Genomic DNA, 21,556 nt, shown 5'->3' on the forward strand with positions numbered 1-21,556 from the left:
GTGGGGGCAAGCTAGCCCCCACACCCAGTTTACCTACGGCTTTTTGATCAGCCGCGCCAGCTCTGGCATTCCCACTTTCAACAATCGCGCCGTTTTACTGTTGGCCAGCGCTTGGACACCTTCTTCCGGCTTCAAGGTGGCTACCTGCCCTGCGAGGTTCATCAGTAGCGCCTCACGCGAATACACCCCGCCGCCCAAGTGATAGATCGCCGCGATCAATTCTCGCAACTCCAACGGTAAGCGCCAGCGCGTGCGCAACGCTGAGCCATAAGCCGCGCCGAACTCGGCCAGCGACTCCTCAATGGCCTGGGTGTCCAGCTCACCGCCCGCTTGTAGCCACTCCTGCAAACAACGCAACAACGCCAAGTCGCCCAGACGATGCAACAGCCCTGCGCAATAGCAGCGTTCTTGATCGAGCGTCAGCATGCGCGCCAAGGTGCGCCCGTATTCGGCTGTATGCAGTGATAGCTTCCAATACTGCTCGGCATAGTCGGCCAAGCAAGGGTCGCTCAACTGCGCGCTGCGCTTGAGCGTCAGCCCAAGCACCAAGTTCATGCTTTGCCCTGCCCCTAAACGCTGCAACGCTTGCGCCAGCGTTTGGGCCTGACTGCCACGGTGTTGTGCTGCACTGTTGGCGGCGGCAATCAGCACGGCTGTGATTTGCGGGTCGGCGCGCATTTCTTGCTCAAGCTGTTTGAGATCCAACCCCGCGGGATTGAGGCTGCGTTTAATCGCCAATTGCACATCAGCGAGTAACGGTGCGCCATCTGAGGACGCTCGTCGATGCTCTAAAAACCGTTTGAGGGTCATGCCGGGGGTTAGCGCCGGGATGTCACACGACACTTCTTGCCCCGCGCTCAGCAACAACCCTTGAAGGCGCTGTGTCAGACCGGGCATGTCCAGCGGTTTGGTCAGATAAGCAGTGGGGGCCAGCGGCAGCGCTTCGCGCACGCTGGTGCTGTCATTGCGGTTGCTCAGCAAGATAAACGGCAACACGGGGTTACGCCGACGCTGGCGCACATGACGCAACAAATCCAGGCCACCGACACTGGGCAAGTCCCAGTCAGCGATGATCAAGTCGTAGGCGTTTTCGCCGATCTGCGTCAGCGCCTGCCGGCCTTCTGCGCACACATCCAGTTGTGCGTCACAACGCACACTCAAGACCACTTGCTGAAGCAGATCTCGTGACCAAGGGTCTGCTTCAGCAATCAGCACGCGCGGTGTAGCAGGCAGTTCAACAACAGACATTCGGTAAGCTCCGACAGTAATGCTTGCACCTTAGTCAATGCCTCGCGTCGGATACAGGCCAAATGCCTTAAATGTACCGTCCAGACCAAAAAAAACCGCCGAAGCGGTTTTTTTTGCGTATCTCATCACAACTCAAACATTAGGGCTCAAGCCAGCTCAGCGAAGCACTCTTCGATGATGGCCAAGCCTTTGTCCAGTTGCTCGTCTGGTGAGGTCAGCGGTACTAGAACCCGCAGCACGTTGCCGTATGGGCCACATGACAGCAGGATCAGACCTTTCTCACGTGCTTTAGCGACCACTTGAGCAACAGCAGCTGCGTTTGGTTTGTGAGCGTCGCCGCCTTCAAACAACTCGACCGCGATCATCGCGCCCAGTGCGCGCACATCCCCAATGACCGGGTGCTTGGCCTGAATGGCTTTCAGGCCAGTCACCAAACGCTCGCCAACGGCTTTGCAGCGATCCAGCAGGTGTTCTTCTTCAAACACTTCCAGTACGGCCAATGCAGCAGCGCAAGCAATCGGGCTGCCCGCGTAAGTACCGCCGAGACCGCCAGGGGCGATAGCGTCCATGTACTCGGTCTTGCCGCATACCCCGGCCAGCGGGAAGCCGCCCGCGATGGACTTAGCGAACGTGGTCAAGTCGGCAGTGACGCCCATCTGTTCCATCGCGAAGAACGTGCCAGTACGGCCAGCGCCGGTTTGAACTTCGTCAGCGATCAACAGGATGCCGTGCTTGTCGCACAGCTCGCGCAGGCGGGCCATGAACGCTTTTGGCGCCACGTAGAAACCACCTTCGCCCTGAACAGGCTCGATGATGATGGCGGCAATGTCTTTAGGCTCAGCGTCGTTCTTAAAGATGCGCTCAATGCTGGCGATGGAATCGTCAACGCTGATGCCATGCAGCTCGCATGGGTACAGTGCGCGGAAGATACCGCCTGGCATCAGGCCCATGCCCGCGGAGTAAGGCACGACTTTACCAGTCAGACCCAAGGTCATCATGGTGCGACCGTGGTAGGCACCGGTGAACGCAATTACACCAGCACGGCCAGTGGCGGCACGAGCAATTTTGACCGCGTTTTCGACCGCTTCAGAACCCGTGGTGACCAGCAGGGTTTTCTTGTCGAAGTTGCCCGGCACTTTGGCGTTAATCTTTTCGCACAGCTCAACGTACGGCTCGTAAGCCAGTACCTGGAAGCAGGTGTGAGTCAGTTTGGTCAGTTGGTCTTGCACGGCAGCAATGATTTTTGGGTGCAGGTGACCGGTGTTCAGTACCGCAATGCCGCCCGCGAAGTCGATAAACTCACGACCTTCAACGTCGGTTACGGTAGCGTTCTTTGCCGATTCGGCGAAGATCGGGTGGATCTGGCCAACACCGCGCGGGACAGCGGCTTCACGGCGTTTCATCAGGGATGCGTTGGTCTTGTTGCTCATGGGTGTCCTCATTCGCCGTTCATCAAACAGCGTGGTTCAAGGCTGACGCGCCAGGGAGACAACAATGCCAGCATGCGATGATCGACTGGCATGGCGCTCCCGGCCACAGGAATTAACAGTTTGAAACGCGGATCAAGCATCGCTCTCGTGCCCCATCCGCTGAACCACCCGCCGGGTTAGATGCCCAGGCAGAGATATTTGATTTCCAGATAGTCTTCGATGCCGTACTTGGAACCTTCACGGCCCAGGCCCGATGCCTTGATGCCGCCAAACGGCGCGACTTCGTTGGAAATAAGACCGGTGTTCACGCCGACCATGCCGTACTCCAAAGCCTCAGCCACACGGAATACACGGCTCAGGTCACGGGCATAGAAATACGACGCCAGACCAAACTCAGTGTCGTTGGCCATCGCAATCACTTCGGCTTCGTCTTTAAAGCGAAACAGTGGCGCCAGCGGGCCAAAAGTTTCTTCTTTGGCCACCGCTGCGTTTTTCGGCACGTTCGTCAGAATGGTCGGCTCGAAGAAGCTGCCTTCCAGACTGTTGCCGCCAGCCAGTAACGTCGCGCCTTTGCTCAATGCGTCAGCAATGTGCTCTTTGACTTTGGCCACAGCCTTGTCATCGATCAGCGGGCCAGTGGTAGTGCCTTCTTCCAGGCCATTGCCGATTTTGAGCTTGGCCACGGCTGTTTTCAGTTTTTCAGCGAATGCGTCGTACACCGAGTCTTGAATGTACAAACGGTTGGCGCAGACGCAGGTCTGGCCGTTGTTGCGGTATTTGGAAATGATCGCGCCTTCAACGGCTTTATCCAGATCCGCGTCATCGAACACAATGAACGGCGCGTTGCCGCCCAGTTCCAGCGACACTTTTTTGATGTCTTTGGCGCACTCGGCCATCAACTGGCGACCGATTTCGGTCGAGCCGGTGAAGGACAATTTACGCACGATCGGGTTGCTGGTCAGCTCGCCGCCGATGTCACCTGCGCTACCCGTGACAACGCTCAGCACGCCTTTCGGGATGCCAGCACGGTGCGCCAGCTCAACCAGCGCCAAGGCAGAAAACGGAGTTTGCGAAGCAGGTTTGATGACCATTGTGCAGCCCGCAGCCAACGCGGGGCCTGCTTTACGGGTGATCATCGCGGCCGGGAAGTTCCACGGGGTAATTGCCGCAGTCACGCCAATTGGCTGCTTGATAACGATCAGGCGTTTGTCCGGCTGGTGGCCTGGAATCACATCGCCATAAATGCGTTTGGCTTCTTCTGCGAACCACTCGATGAAAGAGGCGGCGTAAACGATTTCGCCCTTGGCTTCGGCCAATGGCTTACCTTGCTCCATCGTCATCAGGCGACCCAAGTCATCTTGGTGTTCAATCAACAGCTCAAACCAACGACGCAGCTTGGTTGCACGTTCTTTGGCGGTCAGGGCACGCCAGGCAGGCAACGCATTGTCAGCGGCCTCAATGGCACGGCGGGTTTCCACGGCGCCCATTTTGGGCACGGTGCCGATGACTTCACCGGTTGCCGGGTTATTGACCTTGATCGTCTGACCACCGTCCGCATCAACCCAAGCACCATCGATATAGGCTTGTTGGCGGAACAACTGTGCGTCTTTGAGCTGCATGTTGGCTTTCCTTAACAGCACCGCGCAGGCGCGGGGCGAATTATTTATAGATGAAAGGCGCCAAAGAAGGCTGCCGTCAGGAAGTCATTCACTGCCAAAGTATCTAAATGACGCACAAAGAGTAAGCCGTGCGGTTCAGCACTCAGACAAGAGCGTTTGAAATCTCAAACGAATCCTAGGATCAATAGGGGTAAAGGACAATAGCCTGTTCGAAAAAAAGAACAAACGGTCATGTCCCACCACTTTCTTACCCGGCCCACATTAATAGCCCATAAAGGCGCAAGAAACACCTGACGAATCAGCAGCATGGACGGGCGACACGCAGATGAGTATCATGGCGCCCGCGTTGCACCAGTAGCTCAGCTGGATAGAGTACTGCCCTCCGAAGGCAGGGGTCGTGGGTTCGAATCCCGCCTGGTGCACCATCTTCTTTCCCTTGTTCAAGGGAACAGCGCTCAAAAAACCTCTTCGCCTATTTCTCAACGTGCGCTTGCTCGTGGCTTTTTCACGCCTGCAAAAATGACTAAAGTGATTTTCCAGCTTCGGGAGATGACCTATGTTCAGCCACATTCAAATTGGTGCGCGTGATGTAGTGGCAATGACTGCTTTTTACGATGCGGTTTTGGCCACATTGGGTTTGGTACGAATTGATCACGGCGATGAAGAAAGTAATGCCGCAGACCCTGGCTGGCAGCGACCGGGCCATTACTGGCCCCAGTTTTATATTCAGTTGCCGATTAACGGGCTACCCGCGACGTGGGGCAATGGCGTGCAGGTGAGTTTTGGCGCACATTCGATTGAGCAGGTTCACGCCGCTTGGGAGACGGCCTTGCGCTTGGGCGCTACCGACGAGGGTGCGCCGGGTAAACGGCCGCAATACGGCGATGATTATTACGCAGCCTATTGCCGAGACCCAGAGGGCAATAAGTTGTGCTTCGTGTTTGCGCAGACATTAGTTCAATACCTGTAGTCGCTGCCGCAGGCTACGAGCCTATACACAGCACGCAGGCTGTACGAGAAGGCCTGCGGCAGCGACTACGGGGATGTTACTGGCTTGCCATGCCGCCAAAGCGGGTCATCATCTGATTGATGAAGTCTTCAAGGCTCATTTTCTGGCCGTTGAAATCGACTTGGCCTGCTGCGTAGTTGAGTGAGGCGACGATGTTGCTACCTTCAACTTTTGCCAGCCCGGTTTGCACCGCCATGATGCCCGCCATTTCGCTGTTCACGCTTGCAACCTGAGCGATGACCTGCGGATCAGTTTGCCCTGCCAGTTGCGCTTGAACACCCGACAAGTCAGCAATCATCGGCTTGGACAGCAGCAGTTTGGTATCCAATGCCGTGAATGTTTGCTTGGCGATTTCAATCGGCGCCTGTTCAAACGACGCAGGTTTAGCCAGGCTCATCGCCAAGCTGAACTGACTTTCGCCATTGGGCGTTTTCAACGTGAGTTTTTCTACGGCCAGTTGCGGCTTGGCGGCCAGCAGTTTTTCGACATCGGCTTGCATCAACTGCTCTTCGGCCGGGGTCAATTCGGCAGCAGGTAAGGTGCCATCAGCTTGTGGCTGGAACTTGGTTTGGTAAGTCTGTAACAGCGACTGCATGGCCGGAATGTCCAGGCTGCTGGCGGTCAACACCAGTTGCGCACTGCCCACAGGCTTGCTGTCCAGCGTCACATCGCCCACGTTGTAAACCAAGCGCCCCGATAACAAGTTGCCGTTTGCAGAACCCGAGCCGATGTATTCAAAGTTTTTAACATTGAGCACGGACTGGTGATCGCCAAAGGTCACTTGAGCACCGGTCAACGCCAGCACGCTCTGGCCAAGATAGAAGCCATAGGTGCTTTTTTTCAGGTCGCTGGCCAAGGTAAAACCGTTGAGTTCAACCAACATCGGCGGTTTATTGAGCGAAGCTGCGCGCAGCTTGAGCTGATCCATGTAGCCTTTTGCTTTGAGATTTTGCCCCTGAGCATCGGCTTGGACTGACATGGTCATACCCGAGAAGCTGAAGGTGGATTCCTCATCCAGATTCGTTTCCACTGGCAACAACTCAATGTGGCCATCAATCGAGCGGTCGTAACCCAAGGTGGTTTGACCTTTGAGGGGTGACTGATCTTTGGCCGCAGCGAACCACTTTTCAGTAAATGGCGTTTTCTCCAACGAGTAGTTGAGGGTTGCCATTACAGGCATCCACTTAAAGGTCTTGATACGCGACCACGGCAATGGGCCATGTTCGATATCGTCAATAAACAGCAGCTCCATCGGCTGGGCGTCAGAACCCGATGTTTGATCTTCGAGCGTCACGCGAAAATGCGCGGTGCTGTTGTAAAGGTGGCGATCAAGGGAAACCAGCTCGACGTTACCTTTAACGCTGGTGCCCTTGAGTTGAGCGGCCATTTCTTGATTGGCTTCCTGGATTGCAGTCTGCAACACACCATCAATTTTGGTGCCGGTGTACCACGCGCCCGCCGTGTTCAAAACACCTGCAATAACAACAATCCCTGCCAATACGCCTAATGGTTTGTTCATCAGTGACCCGTTCAATGTCCGTTGTGTTGAAAAAAAGAAGGTCTTTGCTGAGCCCGTCATGGGCCGAAAAGTGCCAGCAGGGTAACACTGGCGACTGGCCAGAGGCTGTATTTCAAGGACGTTTGGCTTTGCGCGGGGCTTAGGCGTAACGCATATCCATTTGGTCAAGTTGATGATCGAAGCCCTTTAGGCTGGCGCTCCAGGTGTACACCAGGACTTCAAGGTCGTGATCAATACAAACTTCTCCTACAGAATTTAGGGCGCAGTCCGAGTAATCCAACTGATAGCGCTCACGCGCCATTGCGGCGGCCACGTCAGATAGTTCACGCGCGTTGTCGAGCCATTGACGCTCTTCGGCAGGCAGGGCTTTGTCGAGTTTTAAGCATTGGATTTTGAGGGCTTCGAGGCTTTTTTCCAGCGGGGTGCCGGTGAGTTCACCCATGAACTCTTGAAAGGTACGCCCGGGTTGCCAATAGCTGCCCCAGAAGTAGCGATCGAAGACTGTTTCGACCCGACGCAGCGCGACTTTGGTATCCCAAATCAAGACGCGAGTCTGACCTTGTTCGATCTGACGCTTTTTGATTTGTCGGGTTTGCACGCAAGCCCACGCCACCATGACGATCGCCAACACGGCGATCAGTGCGCTGACACTGTCGAGAAAAAGCAGCGCCTTGTCGATTTGATGCGCCAGCATGATGCCGTAGAAATACGTCGCCGACAGCAGCACTACGGCGGCAATCGCGCACCAAAAACCGGGAGCATAAGGGTTTTTCATTATTAGTATCCCCATCAAGCATTGCCTGCGCGATGGGGAGGACTACAAACGGCTTACGCCCTGAACCATCGTTCCGATACCGACAGTTCTGAGCATAGCAATGCTATTAAGGTTTCGCGTTTTCCGGGGCTTGCGTTCGTCCGCTTTCCCAGCCGCCACCGAGGGCCAAAAACAGATCAATCTGGCTCATGGCAACTTGGGTATTGGCCGCGGCCAATTGGGCTCGCACATCGGTGTAGGTGCGAGTGGCTTGCAGATCAGCCAGAAATGACTCACGTCCGGCCTGGAAAAACTGATGGGTTTGGTCGGCTGCAATTTTGGCAGAGGCGCCAGCTTCGGCCAGTGCATCGCGGCGCTGGAGTGTGGCGGTGTATTGCACAAGGCTGGTTTGGGTTTCGCGAATGGCATTGAGCACCACGCCATCAAAAGTGGCCAACGCCCCTTGGGTGGCCGCTTCAGCTTCACGAATACGCGCCCTTGAGCCATTGGTGGGGATGGTCCAACTCAGCAGCGGGCCAAAGCCCCAGTGATTGGCCGGCGCTGTTCCCAAGTTTTCGATAAGCCCGGTGGTGCCAATGCTCGCACCGATGCTGATGTTCGGGTAAAGCGCCCCGGTAGCGACGCCAATTTCAGCGGTGGCAGCGGCTAAATGGCGCTCAGCCTGACGCACGTCCGGGCGACGCTTGAGCAGCGCCGCGCCATCACCCACAGGCAGCAACTGGGCGATGTGCGGCAGCTCGGCACAGGTAGCCACGCCAACTGGCAGTTGGTTGAGTGGTTTGGCGAGTAACATCGACAAGCGGAACAAACCCGCCTGACGCATCGCTTCATAGCGGGGCAATTCAGCCTTGAGCGATTTGACCTGAGTGACAGAGCGCGTGACCTGGGTTTCATCACCACGGCCTGCATCACGCAGGCGTTGAGTCAGAACCGTACTTTGGGTTTGCAGTTGCAGCGACTGTTCGGCGATCTCATGCTCTTCGTTAGCCGCACACACTTGGGTGTAAGCCCGAACTACATCCGCCACCACGGTAATTCGTGCGGTGTCCGCCGCCGCTTGCGTCGCATCAGCATTGGCCTGCGCCGCCTCAATGCCACGCTGTAACGTGCCCCACAAATCGAACTGGTACGACGTGCTGATGCCCAGATCGCCGACGTTAGCCACCGGCACTTTGTCTGCCAGCAGGAAGGCTTCGCCGGACTCCTGCAGACGCTGAGCACCCGCTTTCATCGAGCCACTCCAACCACCTGCCGACTGAGCCTGTTCAACTTGCGCTCGTGCTCGCAACAAATTGGCGGCCGCCACGCGCAAATTGGTGTTGGAGGCCATTGCCTGGCGCACCAATTCGTTCAGTTTTGGGTCTTGGTAGAGCATCCACCAGTCAGCGGGTACTGGCGCCGACAGCACGTTGGCGCCCTCGCCCAGCAGTTCACCCTGCAAATCCGGGCGCTGCATGGCCGAATCTTTGGGCAGATGATAATCCGGCCCAAGCAACTGGCAGCCAGACAGCAGCAAACCCAGCCCTACGGCTGCCAGGTGAACAGCTTTCATTGCGCAGTCTCCTGCGCAGGCTTGGCGGCGGCCGAGTCTTCGATGATCGAGACCGTTGCTGTGCGTCCGGCAATCATGCGGAAGTCCTCAGGCACATCGTCAAACACGATCCGCACCGGAATCCGCTGCGCCAGCCGCACCCAACTGAACGCGGGGTTTACGTTAGGCAGCAAGTTTTGGCCACTGGTGCGGTCACGGTCTTCGATGCCAGCCACAATGCTTTCGACGTGACCGCGCAAGCGCGCGTCGTCACCAATCACTCGGATGTCGACGCTTTGCCCAACATGGATGCCTCCTAGCTTGGTTTCTTCAAAGTAACCGTCGATGTGAAACGAGCCGCTGTCGACAATGGACAATACAGGCCGCCCAGCCGTTACGAATTCGTTAACCCGTGGCGCCCGGTCGTTGACGTAGCCATCAACCGGACTGCGCACTACGGTGCGGTCCAAATTGAGCTGAGCACTGTCGACCGCCACTTCAGCTTCGGTCAACGCGGCTTGGGCGCGCATTTCACGCGATTGGCTTTCTTCCAGTTGCTCTCGGGCCACAAGGTTGCCCAAACCGCGGTTACGACGACTTTCACGTTGCGCTTGAGCCAAGGTCTCTTTGCGGTCTGTGACCGTTGCCTGAGCTTGACGCAAAGCCAGTTTGAAACGCTCTTGGTCAATCACAAACAGCACTTGATCGCGCGCCACGGGTTGGTTGTCGCGCACATCCACTTGCTTGATCAGGCCCGACACATCGGGGGCAATTTGCACTACGTCAGCACGGATATGGCCGTCTCGCGTCCAAGGAGCAAACATGTAGTACATGGTCATGCGCCAGACCACGACGCAAGCAAACGCCACCACCAGCAAAGTGAGAACCACGCGGCCTAAGGTCAATAAAGGTTTTTTCATGTCATCAGGTATCGACTAAACGAATCCACAACGCCGAGCAGCAGAGCGTAGAGACCGACGTTGAACAAAGCCCGGTGCCAGACCAGGCGGTAAAAGTGAATACGCGTCAGCAACGCGTGAACCACCAAAAACAACAAATACGTGATGCCCATCAGCACCAGAAGCGTGGGCAAGAAAACCCCGCTGATATCTACGTCACCGATCATAGCGGCGCTCCATCAATGCCCTGAACCAGCGGGTGTTGCAGGTTATCGCTGTCGACAATGAACTCCACGCCGGGCAACAGCGCCAAGCGCAAGCCGCTGAGCGCGTGCAGCAGGTGAACCCGCGCATCACCTTCATCCTGCAAGTCGTTGGCATTGAGCGCACGACGCGTGCGATCCATAGTCATTTGCAAGCTGCTTGGCACCGGCAAGCGCTCGCCCGCCAAAAGGCATGCACGAAAGTAATCTCCCACGTCGCTGACCACCTGACGTAACAGCAACTGCGGCCCGCCCGTGACTCTGGGAGCATAGGCCAGCAAGTCCAGCAGGTTGAGGGCCACACGCAACTCACGCAGGGCGATGCCGGTGTCTTGGCCGGTCATAGCCAGACGCGGCAGATGCTGCATCAAGCGATCAAGCATTTGCGCGCCCATGTGCCGGTGCTCGGCCAACGTGGCAGGCTTGGTCAGGCGCACGATGTCGCGCCAGCTAAAGCGGGTCAGGCGCTTGGCTGCCAACTCAGCACCGAACGGGCGCGCTACCAGCGTCCAGATAAAAGCGAACAGCAAACCAATCGGCCCGGCGAGGTTGGCATTCATAAACACCATAAAGTCGGCGTCGTACGCGCCCTGGATGCTGATGAAGGACGCGGTGTTAACGATGGTCAGCAATGTGCCTAAGTAAAAACGCGGCTGGACGGTCAGGGTGCCGACGCAAATAAACGGCACTGCGAAGGCCAGCACCAGCATCGGGAAGTCATGCAGGTTGGGCAGAATCACAAACAAATACAGACTGGCAAACAGCACGGACAACGAGGTCCAGAAAAAGAACCGATAAATCTGAGGCGCCGGGTCGTCCATCGCCGCAAAAAAGCTACAGGCAACGGCCGCTAGAATCACGGCACTGGCGCCGTCAGTCCAGCCGAGCAATATCCACAATACGCACGCGACGACAATAGCAGTCACTGTGGAAAACGCTGAATAGAGCATCAAGCCGCGATCCAGAAAGGGCGTCAGGCGACCCAGCCGCCAGTGCCGGTAAACGGCCCGCCATACTTCTTTATCGCCCGTGGCGATTGCCAATTGAAGGCTGCGGCAGTCTTGCCACAAGTCGATCCATTCGCCCAGCCGATACAGCACGTTGGACAGCACTAACTGACTGCGATCATCCAGTGCGGCTGCGCTCGGCTGTAGCAGTTCCAGCTCATGGCGCAAGGCTTTCCATTGCTCAACCGACGCACCTTGGCGGGTGCTTTCAAGCCAGCCGCGAGTGCGCTCCAATAAGGGCGTGACCTTTTCAACCAGCTCCGGGGTTCGACGCTCAAGGGCATACAGCGCGTCGTCCAAGGCATCGACCACCGGCAACAGGTGAATCATGCGCCCGCGCAGCTCTTTGGTATTGCGCACAGTCTGCGGATGCGCGCCCTCGTGTGGCAGTTGGCCAATCATCAATTCAAGGGTATTGAAGGTCGAGACCATCGACGCACGCAAAGCGCTGGCTTTACTCGGTTCTACATCGCGGGACAAAAAGTGTTTGCTGTAATTGGCCGCATCGGCAAACCATTTGGCAGCCGAATCGACGAACACCGGCGTCAGCCTTCTAGGCCAGAACATGCTGCCCACCACGGCGGCGCAAACAATGCCGAGCATGATTTCTTCGGTTCGCGAGACGGCGATATCAAACACGTTCAGCGGGTTATCCACAATCGGCAAAGCGATCATAGGCATGGTGTAACCGGCCAGCATGAGCACGTAGCTGTTGGCTGTGCGCAGGTGCAGCGATAAAAACAGCAGGATGCCTGTCCAGAGTGCAATCACCAGCACCAGCAAAAACGGAGTCTGAACAAAGAGCGGAACAAAAAACACCGCCGCTGCTGCGCCCAACAAGGTGCCCAAAGCGCGATACACCGCTTTGGAACTGGTTGGGCCGACGAAGGGGCTGGAGACGATATACACCGTGGCCATCGCCCAATAAGGGCGAGGCATTTCCATCAACAATGCGATGTACAACGCGATCATTGAGGCGGCGAATGTTCGCACCCCGTAAAACCAGTCACGAGCAGGCGGCATGCTGCTGAAAAAGCCGTTCAAGAACCCGCTCCGTCAGGCAACTGGCCTGCCGCTTCAAACGCTTTAATCACCCGCAACGCAGCTTCTTGATCTGCGACTGAAACCCCTGCCAACGCCGCACGCCTGAGCTGTACGAGTTGCGCCTCTATCGACTGCACGAGCGCACGGCCGGTTTCGGTCAGGCTTAGGGTTTTAGCTCGCCGATCCGTGGCGTCTTCGCTGCGCAGCACGTAACCCGCCTTGCACAATTGATCGAGCAAACGCACCAGCGACGGGCTTTCCATGCCAGCGGCATGGGCTACGGTGACTTGGCGTACGCCCTCCCCCAAGCGGCCGATAATTAATAGCGGCATGGCGCAGGCTTCGGAGATCCCGTAGTTGATCAGCGTGGTTTGGCAGACGCGCCGCCAATGGCGAGTCGCAACCACCATGCCGGTGCTGATGCTCATTTGGAGTAAATCAAGAGTGTCAGGCAAGAGAAGTGTCACACATTGTTAGTTTGCTAACTATTGATACTGCGCGGCGAACAGCTCTCAGTCAAGTGTTGCTAATTAATTCTGCTTATCTGTGGTCGATATTGTGTGGCCGAGCGGGTATCAGGCGTACTTCGATCAAGCTGATGGCCGCAATCAGCTGCACCACAGACCAAATATAGACGAGCCTGCGTATCATCGACGGTCAGGTCTTGGGCTTTGAACCAACCCTTTGGGATAGACGCAAAATCGTCCGGCAGCGTGCTGCTGCTGATCAGCCAGACACGCTTCACGCTTGTGGATATGTCTTCCAATCGGTCGAGATAAATCTTTGCGCCCTCACTATTAACCAGTGTGCCAAAACCATAATTGCCGGGCCGCCCTGAAGTGCCTTCTGCTGTTAGCGGCGTGTAGAGCATGGGCTGGGCGCCGGTCTTGTTGTAGTAGACATAGCCGAAGTACCAGAACAGATCGCTGATCACTATCCGGTCACCGGGCAAAAACTGTTGATTGACGTGTTCAACCAAATGATTGAAACGATCAGGGGTGCCCGTGAGGGTATTGCGCAGCCCCACGCATTGCGCCCCGACGAACAACACCAGCAACGTAACGGCCAATATTCGCCAGCCTTTGAGCAAGCGGTCGACGGCTATCGCAATAATCATTGGCAACCCAAGCGCCGCAAACATGACATAGCGTTCAATAAACAGCGGGGTGACAAAAGACAGGGCGTAAATCATCACGATGGGCAAAACGGTATAGATCACAACTAATGCGTGAAACTTATACGGCGTGGGATCGCGCAACGCTGTCCACACCGCGCCTCCCAAGAATATTAACGGCGCCAGCCAAAACAGCGGCCACGGCAGATGCTCACCTTCGTCCTGAATCAGGATTTGCCAAAACATGGCGGGCAAGGAGCGGGCGTCAACGGGAGGTTCCCAGGCCACATCGCCCCCGGTCTTGAGTTCGTCCATATGCTGCAACAGATCAATAAAGCCGGGTACCCAAGGCAAAAACAGCACCACAATTGACGCATTGGCGATCCACCAGGCGGGCTGCTTAATCAGCATGCCTGCACCCTGACGGCTCATTAACAAATACGACCAATGAACAATCACGCAAAAAGCAGTGAAGTAATGCGTGTAAAACGCAGCTGTCATCAACAGGGTGTAAACGACTAAATAGCGTTTTTTGTGAGGGGCTTTTACCCAGTAAACCAGTGCGACTGTGGCCGCAATCAGCCACATGCCCAACAGTGAGTACATCCGCACTTCTTGGCTGTAACGCACACCAATCGGCAACAGCGCGAGCATGACCCCCGCCAGCAATGCAGCGCGACGCGTGGCAATCAAGCGCACCAGCCAGAGCCCCAGTAAAACAGTCGCAATGCCCGGCAACACGCTCAACGTGCGAATCGAAAGAAGCCCATCACCGAACAGCGCTATCCAGCCGTGCAGTACCAAAAAATATAACGGTGGGTGAACATCGTGGGCAGCATGGGCCCAGATCCCGGCGAACGAATAAGCACTTAGCATCAGGCTTGAGCCTTCGTCGCACCAAATCGCAGAAGTGGTGGCGCCGTAAAAGCGTAGCGCAGTGGCGAGTAGCAATATGCCCCACACACTTGGCTGAACAAGCAGTCTGACTAGCAGGTTTGGGGGCGTTTCAGGGGGACAGGTCAATGACCTGCACACATCGTTATTGCTGAGTACGCCCATCCTTCACCCACTGAACATTGAGACTACGGCTCAGACACCTAAAATCTCGCTGATTGTAGGGCAGGCACCACAGTAAAAGGAGATGTGTCATCACTCAACCACTGAAGCTTTCTACTCGCGATTGTTGGCCTATGCTGAACTCAGTCTGCTCGTTAGCTCCCCCTGCTGAGGAATGCTCCATGTTCTATGTACAGCGCAACGCCCAAGGCGCACTGAGTCGCGTGAATGCGACCGCATTTGCTGAGGCCAGCGAGACCCTGCCTGCTGATCACCCTGAAATTTTGGCGTGGCAAGATACGGTTGTCGAAAAACGCTTACAGCAATTGCGTCAAAGTGACATGGACATGATTCGAGTGCTCGACGACTTGATTCAGGTGCTCACTCAAAAGGGCGTCATTCGCGTGACCGACCTTCCCGCCGCAGCTCAGGCCAAACTAATGGACCGAAGCCAGGCCCGCGAGGCGCTCGACGGGTTGAATCATTTGATTACCGAGGATGAAGGCGGGCTGATTTAACGCACACTTCGCTCCCAAGGCGCGGGCCCACCAAATAGCTGGCCCTGCGCCCCCCACAAGCCCATTTCGCGAATCACCTGCAACTCGCCTTCGGTTTCAACCCGCTCAGCAATCAAGGGCAGGTCGATGCTATGGGCAGCCCGTTGAATGGCCTCGATGAAAAGACGTTTGTCTGTTTCTTGATCAATCGCTCGAATGTAACTGCCGTCGATTTTCAAATAGGCCAGACCCAAGCGAGCCAGATTACCGATCATGCTGAAGCGTCCACCAAAGCGTTGCAGGCTTAGAGAGAAACCCAGATCGCGCAGACGCTTGGTCAGTTGCTCCAACACGGCTTGTTCGGGCAGTTGGTCTTCAGCGATTTCGAATGTCAGTCGTGGGCCCAGCTCACGGTCTTGACGCAAGCGCTCAAAAACTTGCTCAAGCGCTTGGGCGTCGCTCAGCGTTGCAGCTGACAGGTTGAGGGCCAATGCCTGATCGTGGCTGTGCATGTGTTTAAGCACCAAATCGACCATCAAGCTGTCCAGTCGTTTTGACCAACCAAAACGTTCAAGCCAAGGAATAAACCGCCCGGCAGGAATGGGTTGCCCGGTCTCATCCAGTAACCGCGACATCACTTTGTAATGCAGCACGCGCGCACTGTCCTGAGTCGCCACCACGGGCTGAAAATACAACTCAAAGCGCTGTTGGTTCAGGGCACTGTCAAGCAGGCTGTGCCAGGCATGATGATCATCGCCAACCGCTTGCTCTGAGTTGGGAGCCAAATAAGCCCAGATAGGTTGGCTCTGTGTTTCGGCCTGAGCCAAGGCTTGATCTGCCAATCCCAAAACAGCTTGTAGGGTATCTCCCGGACTATAAGAAACAACGCCAATATTGGCCGTAGGCACCATGTCCGAAGCCTTAGTGGCCTCAAGGGTGAAAAACGCTGTTTCAAGGCTTTGCGCTAACTGCAAGGCTTCGTCACGAACCAAACCCGGCGCCAAAATGGCAAACTCACCACCACGAATACGGGTGATCCGGTTGTGTGCTTCCGGATAGTTTGCACATTCACGTACCAGCAGCTCGGCGACGGCTTGCAAAAGTTGGTCTGTGCGCTGGCCACCCAAGCGTTGATTGAGGCCTGCCAGATCTTTGAGCCGAATCAATAGCAGGTAACCCGGGCTTGCCGATTCGCAATGACTGATCTGGTCATGCAGTTGCATCTCAAAATAACGCCGATTGGCGAGGCCCGTGAGGGTGTCTTGATACGACTCAGCCCTCAGTTTTTCGCTACGCTCGGCTTGCTCCTGGAACAACGCCTTGAGTTTTTCGACCATCTGATTCATTGCTTGAACCACGCGGCGCAGTTCTGGGGTGCGTGGCAACTTGGGCAGGCTTAGAAACTCGCGACGGGCAATGGCATGAGACTGCTCAACCATATAGTCCAGCGGTTTGAGCTGACGCCGAAGCAGTAATGCCCCCAGCAGGGCACTCACGATGCCACACAGTAGCAACCAGCCCAGACTGCCTAATGCGCTTTGCCACAGCTTGGCCAGGGCAAACATGGGGTGGCTAATGACCTCAACCCGTGCCGCCTGCTCCCAGCCACGACTGACAATGGCATCGCCACCCGCGGGCTCCAATCCAATTAATTTCACGAACCATGCAGGCACTTGGGTGCTATCTGGGGTGGCACTGCGCTCCACAATGACCTTGCCGCTGGTTTCATCAATCACTCGGATGCTGGCGTAATAGCCGCTGTCGAAGATTGAGCTGACCATTAACTCGACCATCGCCGGATCATCAATATTGGGGGTCAATGATAAGGCCAACGCGGTGGCGGCATCTTGGGCGTGGGAACGTAGCTGGTTTACGTACTGGGCACGCGAGCTTTCGAGGCTGACCATAAAGCTGCCACTGAAGGCGACTACCAGGAACAAACAGATAGCGATCAACAATTGCTTGAACAGAGACATGATTGCTCCTGGTTAATGACTCGACTCGGCCGGAAAACCTTCTGCCTGCATTTTTTTCAATACATCCTGCCAACGAGACAAACGCTTGGTGTCACCTACTTTTTTATTGCTCTTGGAACCTGTCAGCCAAAGACCTTGCGCATTGAAAGAATAGACCGGTAATAAATCAGTGCGCTGGTTAGCGGGCTTGATAACGTCAATCAAGCTGTCGAGCACTAACGGCATGGCATTGGGGCTGGGGTAGTAAGTGAGCACCATGTGGGCGCGGTTTAAGCTCAGGGCTTTGACGTAAGTAATTTGTAGTTTTTCGCTGGGAACACCGAGATGGCGCAAAGTGAAATATTTAGCGATGGCGTAGTCTTCACAGTCGCCAGCGCCTTTCCAAAGCGCTTCAATTGGAGTGGCCCAATAATCTTCCTGACGCCATAAGTCGATATCTTCCCGATAGCGCAGTTGTTTATTGAAAAATTGGTTAACCACTTTGAGTTGTTCAGGCTCAGAAATTTGTTTTTGTGTGGCCAATAACTGCTGCCACGCATCAATGCGCTTGCGCCCTTCGCCTAGCGGCCCATAAAGCGCCTCTGCACGACGGCTTATCAGGGAAAAATCCCAATCAGCGTACAGACCCCCCAGCAAAGTGCTGGCCAGCAACAACGCTGTTAGCAACCAGCGTAAGGGCTGCGGAACGTTAAACCAGATAGCCAAATGCATCGTCCATAAATCAACACCGCAGGGAGCTTGCAGAGTGAGCTTTGGCTGAAAAAAGACAATGCCCGTCTGGGGTTGGGTTGAGTGTAGCCACGTTAAGCCAATCACCACCATGTTTGACAACGATAAGCTCTGTACCTAGCTTTATTTGGATCCAATCCTATGCGTTGAACATCAGCCGCAGGTGGTTTCAACATGCCCGTCAACATCAATTTTCTAGGCAGCATCGAAGTCAATGGACCCATACCGAGCCACCTTGCACGCTCAGTGATTGAGGAGTCATTGCGCAACGCTATTCTTGACGGCCGCCTCCCCTGCGGTGCGGCCATCCGACAACAGGCGCTAGCCACATTGTTTGGCGTGAGCCGTATGCCCGTGCGCGAGGCACTGCGTCAGCTTGAAGCTCAAGGTTTAGTCCGCGTGGAACAACACAAAGGCGCAGTGGTTGCGCCCTTGATTGAAGACAACTCTTTGCAAGCATACGAACTCCGTTTATTGCTGGAAGCGCATGCCCTACGCCTGTCCGTTCCATTGTTAACGGAGGAAGATTTTGAAGCGGCGCTCAGCTACATCGAAGCACTCGAAGTGGAAACGGATTTCAGCAAAATCGGCACGCTCAACCGACTCTTTCATCGCACGTTGTATGGCAAAGCGCCGAATCAGAAATTGTTAGATTTAATTGAAACGGGCCTCATCGAGGAGGAGCGTTTTTTGCGTTTCAACCTTCAGCAGATGGACTTGGGCAAACTGTGCCAAGACGATCACCGAGCACTGTTGAAACATGCTCAAGCCCGAGATGTAGAGGCCTGCACCACCGAATTAGCGCAACATTTACAGCGCGGAGTAAACGCCATTACTCAGTATTTAGAAGCCCAGAAACAAAAACAGCCCTGACGCGCAACACGCCAGGGCTGTGGATAAGTCTGCGATGGCCGAAGGAAGCAGTCGCTCCCTTACAGGCCGATCATCAGATTTTAAAGCTGTCGACTAGCTGCTTGAGTCGGCTGGCTTGCTGCGAGAGAGCATCACAGTCTTTGAGGGTTTCGTTGAGATTAACCACGCCTTGCTGGTTCAGCAGGTTGATTTGGTTGATATCTACGTTGAGGGTTTCTACTACTGCCGTTTGCTCTTCGGTCGCGGCAGCAACCGACTGGTTCATGCCGTCGATTTCTTCAATGCGCTGAGTCACGCTGATCAAACGTGCGCCGGCCTGATTGGCCACTTCTACGCTCTCCTCACTGGATACCTGGCTGGCATTCATCGTCGTTACCGCTTCACGCGAGCCGACTTGCAGCGAGGTGATCATTTTATGGATCTCTTCTGCCGACTCCTGAGTGCGATGAGCAAGGTTGCGCACCTCATCTGCCACGACCGCAAACCCACGGCCAGCTTCACCCGCACGCGCGGCCTCAATAGCTGCGTTGAGGGCTAACAGGTTGGTTTGCTGAGAGATGCCTTTGATCACATCCAAAATATGACCAATGTTGTCGGTGCTGGCATTCAACGTTTCAATTTGAGCGCAGGACAAGCTGATCTTTTGCGACAACTCTGTCATGGCCAGAATTGTCTGCTCGACGACTTGGCGACCATCGTCTGCCTGCTCACTTGCACCGCTTGCATGCTGCGAAGCATCGGCAGCGTTGCGAGCGATCTCTTGAGTGGCGGCACCCAACTCGTTGATTGCAGCAGCAACACTGTTGGTACGCGCACTTTGTTCGTCCGAGCCCACGATGGAGGCATTAGACGATGCCATCACCCGCTCCGACAAATCATGAACCTGACGCGTAGCAGACGACACTTCGGAAATAGAGGCGTGGATGCGTTCAACAAATTGGTTGAACGAGCTGGCCAGTTCGCCAAACTCATCTTTGTTTTCAATGACCAAGCGGCGTGTCAGATCACCCTCGCCTTGGGCGATGTCACGCATGGCACGACCCATGGTGGTCAATGGGCGCATCAGCACTCGAATCAACAAGGTCAGTAATACTGCAATCGCTGCCACGGCAATAAACATTGCGATCAAAGCAGAAGTACGGAATTTAGAGAGCGGGGCGTAGGCCTTATCTTTATCGATGGACTGCCCGATATACCAATCCGCTGGCAAACCCGCTACTGGGGTGAAGGAAATAATTCGTTCCTGCCCATTGAGCTTCACGTCCTGAAGCCCTTTCTGGATCTTCAAGGAGTTCGACGGATAAATATCCTTCAGGTTCTTCATGACTTGGTCTTTATCTGGGCTCACGATGACTTGGCCATCGCCGCTTACCAGAAACGCATAACCCAAGCCGCCAGAGTCAACCGAGTTGATGATTTTTACCAAGCTGTCCAAGCTCAGGTCGCCGCCGACGACACCCAGCAACTGACCGTCTTTTTTGACAGGCATCGCAATGGTGACAATCAAGCCGCCAACAGCAGCCATATAAGGCGGCGTCAACATGGTTTTACCGGCATTTACGGCTTGCTTGTACCAAGGACGCTGACGCGGATCATAGTCGTCCGGCATTTTTGCATCAGGCCGCTGAGTAAACACGCCATTGGCTTGGCCAACGTAAGTGAACTGGAAGTTAGACGTGAATGCAGGCTGGTCAACCAAGCCAGGAAAATCAGCCTGACTGCCTTGATGAGCAACGTTTTGTGCGAGGTTTTCCAGTACCAAAATCCGACCGCTCAGCCAATTTTGAACGCTGCTGGCAGTCAGGTTGCCAGCTTGCTGCACTGACGACTCGATATTTTGCTTGATGGTATTTCGCTGCAGATAGTCGTTGTACAACGTGAACAACGCAAACGCCAGAACAACGACGCCTGAAGCGGCCAGAAGGATTTTATGGCTGAACTTGAGATTCATTTCATGAGACTTCTTATGCCAAAAGTGGGGATGCGTACGGTTGAAACATTCCGTGTAACAGCGCAGGCGGCCTTTTTTGGCAGCTCTACTAAAGCACGCATTGCTCAACAGGCTGTCGGCACCAATCCCGGAAAACTTAGCCGTTTGTAACGGCAATTTGTTTAAGCCGACGAAAGCGTAAGGAAATAGGTTTAGAAGTGTCTATTGAAAGGAGAGGGTTCAACGCCAGAGCATCGCTTGCTGGGGGTGCGCTAGAGGACACCATTTTTATGGCTTGGCTTACCGGAAGGGCTTTAGGGGCGTCTTTACGTGGCTTGAGGGATACAAGTGCTGGCTTGGGCCAGAGGGTGAGCCAACTGCATGAATGCCTGAGAAGCAAAGCAGTATAGGTTTCGAGGGCTCAGAGCATGCTTAGCGCTGATGGTGATGCTGATGCTGATGCTGATGCTGCGCAAAAAACAAAACCCCTGTCTGCGTTGGCAGACAGGGGTTTCGGAATTCAATCTTGACGATGACCTACTCTCACATGGGGAAACCCCACACTACCATCGGCGATGCATCGTTTCACTGCTGAGTTCGGGATGGGATCAGGTGGTTCCAATGCTCTATGGTCGTCAAGAAATTCTGTTACAGATACGTTAGTTAATAACGTGCCTGCGAAAACTTGGTACTTCTATAAAAACAAAATCCCTGTCTGCACGAGCAGACAGGGATTTTGGAATTTAATCTTGACGATGACCTACTCTCACATGGGGAAACCCCACACTACCATCGGCGATGCATCGTTTCACTGCTGAGTTCGGGATGGGATCAGGTGGTTCCAATGCTCTATGGTCGTCAAGAAATTCGATAGCCAGCTCGTTTACCTTTCGGCTCACGCTCCAGCGAATGGGTATGTAATAGAGTCGGTGTTTTGCGAGTTGCAAACTTTCGGTTTGTATCGTCTTCACACACCGCAATCTGGTCTATTCGACGCAAATTGCTTGGGTGTTATATGGTCAAGCCTCACGGGCAAT

General features: G+C 55.0%; 18 protein-coding genes, 1 tRNA gene and 2 rRNA genes. 5 read left to right on the plus strand and 16 right to left on the minus strand.

Translation table 11 applies throughout. The features are described 5' to 3' along the window. Positions 1-33: 33 nt before the first annotated feature. The 3 genes from ACZRJQ_RS15475 to gabD form a co-directional block, all read right to left on the minus strand. On the minus strand, positions 34-1,248 hold the full coding sequence (locus tag ACZRJQ_RS15475; protein ID WP_463979199.1) for an HDOD domain-containing protein: 1,215 nt from the start codon (positions 1,246-1,248) through the stop codon (positions 34-36). A gap of 146 nt (positions 1,249-1,394) precedes the next feature. Then, positions 1,395-2,678 carry a 4-aminobutyrate--2-oxoglutarate transaminase gene (gabT, locus tag ACZRJQ_RS15480; RefSeq protein WP_463979200.1) on the minus strand — a complete coding sequence of 428 codons (1,284 nt, stop codon included), beginning with the start codon at positions 2,676-2,678 and terminating at the stop codon, positions 1,395-1,397. Positions 2,679-2,854: 176 nt separating this feature from the next. Then, positions 2,855-4,297 (minus strand): NADP-dependent succinate-semialdehyde dehydrogenase, encoded by a 1,443-nt coding sequence (gene gabD, locus ACZRJQ_RS15485; protein WP_463979201.1) that lies wholly within the window; start codon positions 4,295-4,297, stop codon positions 2,855-2,857. Positions 4,298-4,645: 348 nt separating this feature from the next. On the opposite strand from gabD, the gene ACZRJQ_RS15490 reads away from it, so the two are divergent. Next, a tRNA-Arg gene (locus ACZRJQ_RS15490) sits at positions 4,646-4,722 on the plus strand. Positions 4,723-4,853: 131 nt separating this feature from the next. Further along, positions 4,854-5,267 carry a VOC family protein gene (locus ACZRJQ_RS15495; RefSeq protein ID WP_463979202.1) on the plus strand — a complete coding sequence of 138 codons (414 nt, stop codon included), beginning with the start codon at positions 4,854-4,856 and terminating at the stop codon, positions 5,265-5,267. Between the two features lie 76 nt (positions 5,268-5,343). Here the strand turns inward: ACZRJQ_RS15495 and ACZRJQ_RS15500 are convergent, their stop codons facing one another. The 8 genes from ACZRJQ_RS15500 to ACZRJQ_RS15535 all read right to left on the minus strand — a co-directional run bounded on the left by ACZRJQ_RS15500 (position 5,344) and on the right by ACZRJQ_RS15535 (position 14,517). Continuing rightward, complete coding sequence (locus tag ACZRJQ_RS15500) at positions 5,344-6,825, minus strand: YdgA family protein (RefSeq protein WP_463979203.1); 1,482 nt, start codon at positions 6,823-6,825, stop codon at positions 5,344-5,346. A gap of 139 nt (positions 6,826-6,964) precedes the next feature. Continuing rightward, entirely contained in the window at positions 6,965-7,600 is a 636-nt protein-coding gene (locus ACZRJQ_RS15505) for an NADH:ubiquinone oxidoreductase subunit N (protein WP_463979204.1), read from the minus strand. 106 nt (positions 7,601-7,706) lie between these two features. Next, positions 7,707-9,152 (minus strand): efflux transporter outer membrane subunit, encoded by a 1,446-nt coding sequence (locus tag ACZRJQ_RS15510; RefSeq protein ID WP_463979205.1) that lies wholly within the window; start codon positions 9,150-9,152, stop codon positions 7,707-7,709. Then, entirely contained in the window at positions 9,149-10,051 is a 903-nt protein-coding gene (locus ACZRJQ_RS15515; protein WP_463979206.1) for an efflux RND transporter periplasmic adaptor subunit, read from the minus strand. The genes ACZRJQ_RS15510 and ACZRJQ_RS15515 overlap by 4 nt, the downstream gene beginning before the upstream one ends. Next, the gene (locus ACZRJQ_RS15520; protein WP_463979207.1) at positions 10,048-10,257 is read right to left on the minus strand and encodes a DUF1656 domain-containing protein; all 210 of its coding nucleotides are present in this window, start codon (positions 10,255-10,257) and stop codon (positions 10,048-10,050) included. Before ACZRJQ_RS15520 ends, ACZRJQ_RS15515 begins: the two co-directional genes overlap by 4 nt. Beyond that, positions 10,254-12,344 carry an FUSC family protein gene (locus tag ACZRJQ_RS15525; protein ID WP_463979208.1) on the minus strand — a complete coding sequence of 697 codons (2,091 nt, stop codon included), beginning with the start codon at positions 12,342-12,344 and terminating at the stop codon, positions 10,254-10,256. The genes ACZRJQ_RS15520 and ACZRJQ_RS15525 overlap by 4 nt, the downstream gene beginning before the upstream one ends. Then, complete coding sequence (locus ACZRJQ_RS15530; protein WP_463979209.1) at positions 12,341-12,772, minus strand: MarR family winged helix-turn-helix transcriptional regulator; 432 nt, start codon at positions 12,770-12,772, stop codon at positions 12,341-12,343. Before ACZRJQ_RS15530 ends, ACZRJQ_RS15525 begins: the two co-directional genes overlap by 4 nt. 98 nt (positions 12,773-12,870) lie before the next feature. After that, positions 12,871-14,517: a glycosyltransferase family 39 protein gene (locus ACZRJQ_RS15535; RefSeq protein WP_463979210.1), complete on the minus strand. Its 1,647-nt coding sequence runs from the start codon at positions 14,515-14,517 to the stop codon at positions 12,871-12,873. Between the two features lie 179 nt (positions 14,518-14,696). Between ACZRJQ_RS15535 and ACZRJQ_RS15540 the strand changes: the two genes are divergently transcribed. After that, positions 14,697-15,032: a tryptophan synthase subunit beta gene (locus ACZRJQ_RS15540; protein WP_463979211.1), complete on the plus strand. Its 336-nt coding sequence runs from the start codon at positions 14,697-14,699 to the stop codon at positions 15,030-15,032. Here ACZRJQ_RS15540 and lapD read toward each other — a convergent pair. Together lapD and lapG are read right to left on the minus strand one after the other, a co-directional pair. Next, positions 15,029-16,987 (minus strand): cyclic di-GMP receptor LapD, encoded by a 1,959-nt coding sequence (lapD, locus tag ACZRJQ_RS15545; RefSeq protein ID WP_463979212.1) that lies wholly within the window; start codon positions 16,985-16,987, stop codon positions 15,029-15,031. The genes ACZRJQ_RS15540 and lapD overlap by 4 nt on opposite strands. A 12-nt stretch (positions 16,988-16,999) precedes the next feature. Continuing rightward, the gene (gene lapG / locus ACZRJQ_RS15550) at positions 17,000-17,692 is read right to left on the minus strand and encodes a cysteine protease LapG (protein WP_463979213.1); all 693 of its coding nucleotides are present in this window, start codon (positions 17,690-17,692) and stop codon (positions 17,000-17,002) included. A gap of 198 nt (positions 17,693-17,890) precedes the next feature. On the opposite strand from lapG, the gene ACZRJQ_RS15555 reads away from it, so the two are divergent. After that, positions 17,891-18,589 (plus strand): GntR family transcriptional regulator, encoded by a 699-nt coding sequence (locus ACZRJQ_RS15555; protein WP_463979214.1) that lies wholly within the window; start codon positions 17,891-17,893, stop codon positions 18,587-18,589. Between the two features lie 73 nt (positions 18,590-18,662). Here the strand turns inward: ACZRJQ_RS15555 and ACZRJQ_RS15560 are convergent, their stop codons facing one another. After that, positions 18,663-20,540: a methyl-accepting chemotaxis protein gene (locus ACZRJQ_RS15560; RefSeq protein WP_463979215.1), complete on the minus strand. Its 1,878-nt coding sequence runs from the start codon at positions 20,538-20,540 to the stop codon at positions 18,663-18,665. Here ACZRJQ_RS15560 and ACZRJQ_RS15565 point away from each other — a divergent pair. Continuing rightward, on the plus strand, positions 20,520-20,690 hold the full coding sequence (locus ACZRJQ_RS15565) for a hypothetical protein (protein ID WP_463979216.1): 171 nt from the start codon (positions 20,520-20,522) through the stop codon (positions 20,688-20,690). The genes ACZRJQ_RS15560 and ACZRJQ_RS15565 overlap by 21 nt on opposite strands. Before the next feature lie 353 nt (positions 20,691-21,043). Here ACZRJQ_RS15565 and rrf (ACZRJQ_RS15570) read toward each other — a convergent pair. Both rrf (ACZRJQ_RS15570) and rrf (ACZRJQ_RS15575) read right to left on the minus strand, forming a co-directional pair. Further along, positions 21,044-21,159, minus strand: a 5S ribosomal RNA gene (rrf, locus tag ACZRJQ_RS15570). 107 nt (positions 21,160-21,266) lie between these two features. Continuing rightward, a 5S ribosomal RNA gene (rrf, locus tag ACZRJQ_RS15575) occupies positions 21,267-21,382 on the minus strand. Positions 21,383-21,556: the final 174 nt, after the last annotated feature.

This window comes from Pseudomonas sp. E315 (genome assembly GCF_055406205.1).